The organism is Mesorhizobium sp. M0571, assembly GCF_040320985.1.
Lineage (GTDB): Bacteria > Pseudomonadota > Alphaproteobacteria > Rhizobiales > Rhizobiaceae > Mesorhizobium.
Window position 1 is genome coordinate 1 of sequence record NZ_JAMYQT010000132.1, and the last position, 1,751, is coordinate 1,751.

The following is a 1,751-nucleotide window of genomic DNA, read 5'->3' on the forward strand; positions in this document are numbered from 1 at the left end:
GGGACTACAACCAATACCAGTTCGAAACTTATCTCGTGCTGGCGGTGATCTATGCGCTGCTGTGCCTGATCGCGTGGCTCATCGTGCGCTTCTTCGAACTTCGGTCCTCGAAGTTCGCACCGACAGCGGCGCCGGCGAAGAGCATGATCATGGCGAGCGTTTGCTCGAAGAAAGGGCCATCATCACATGTTCGATATCGATGTCTTGCTCCCGGACCTGTGGAGCATCCTGGGCGCAGTGCCCGTGACGCTCGCCATGGCGCTGGCGATCTTTGTCTTCTCCACGATCATCGGCAGCCTGTTTGCGCTGATCCAATATCGGCGGATACCCGTGCTGCGGGAGTTCGTCGTGGCGTACAAGGTCGCCTTCAAGGGCGTGCCGATGGTGATCGTGATCTTCCTTGCATACTACGGCCTCCCGCCGACCCTCCAGTTCTTGGCCTCACTAGTCGGGATAGAGTTCAACGGCCACGCAACGCCGAACTGGGTCACGCTCGTCATCGCGTTGACCGCTTGCGTTGCCGCGTTCCAGGCGGAAGTTGTGAAGGGCGCTTTGAATTCCTTCGACACCGGCCAGGCAGACGCAGCCTACTCGTTGGGCTACAAACGAAGCCAACTGTTCCGACGAATCCTGTTTCCCCAGGTGATCGTCGCAGCAATTCCGGACCTCGCCAACTCGTTCATGGTGATCATGAAGGCGCTTTCTCTTGGATTTGCTATCGAGGTTGTCGATATTTTTGCGCAGTCCCAGTTGACCGCCGCGCTGAATTTCTACTACCTCGAAGCCTTCGTGATTGCCGTCGTGATCTACATGGTGATTGCCTACATTGTCACACATATCGCTGACAGGACGGAGGCTGCCCTTAGGGTACGGACCTAAGGGTAGCCTCGTCGCAACTCACAAGAGCGGAATCCGTTCAGTTTGCATCGTAGCTTGCGGCAGCGAAGAGGGACACCTTGCGGGGACGGAGACTCAAGCGCGCGAAATGATCGGAACTGACCACGCGTCATTGCTACGCGAGGCGCGCTTACTAAAGACCGGCCAAAAACCGCGAGGATAGAAGCTACGCTTCGGCTCTCAATTCAAAAAAGGCCCGCCAGCAGAAGCCAGCGGGCAAGGGGTAGACTGTCCGGGTTGGGGTCAGCCCCCCAGTTTGGGATAAAAGTCTTCTGTGACCTGCGCATCGGCCGAACAGATGAAGCAGTCCGTCTCCGCCCTTTCGGAGAAGTTACGGGAATGATGGAAGCCCAACCGATCGCTTGGGATCTGCCAATCGCCTACCGTCCAAGCGGCTGTCGGGAAGCCGACAGAAGTTCTTCGTCGTCCACTAGTCCGGCCATGTAATTTGCAATGATCCGGGACGCGAGCGCTTGACGTTGATGCTCAGATTGAGCGTCGACCTTCAACCGATCGAAAACGCGGCCCAGCAGCGCCATCTCGGATGGCTTGAAACACCAGCATTTTCGGCTTTTCGATGTATCGGCATGCCAAACCCCCTTCGAACGGGATTTTGTCCGTGCAGAGTTGCCATACACGGATAACAGCGGCCGGTCTTCCTGAATGGCAGGAGCGAGACAAAAAATACGCGGTTGCCCTGACCGCTTTCCATCCCGGCGGGAGCTTCCCGAGCCTTGTCATAAGCTGAAGTCTGAACGTGCCGACCCGCCAAGGTGTGCAAATTCCTGACGTTGGCGCTCGGCGCAGCCAGGTCGCAAGTTGGCTTGAATTTCTAATCAACAACATGTATACAT

Annotated in this window: 1 protein-coding gene and 1 pseudogene; both read left to right on the forward strand. The window is 56.8% G+C overall.

Translation table 11 applies throughout. The features are described 5' to 3' along the window. Window positions 1-161, forward strand: a pseudogene (locus NKI85_RS37655) (amino acid ABC transporter permease); the annotation flags it as partial. Between the two features lie 25 nt (window positions 162-186). Further along, complete coding sequence (locus NKI85_RS37660) at window positions 187-879, forward strand: amino acid ABC transporter permease (RefSeq protein ID WP_352780953.1); 693 nt, start codon at window positions 187-189, stop codon at window positions 877-879. Window positions 880-1,751: the final 872 nt, after the last annotated feature.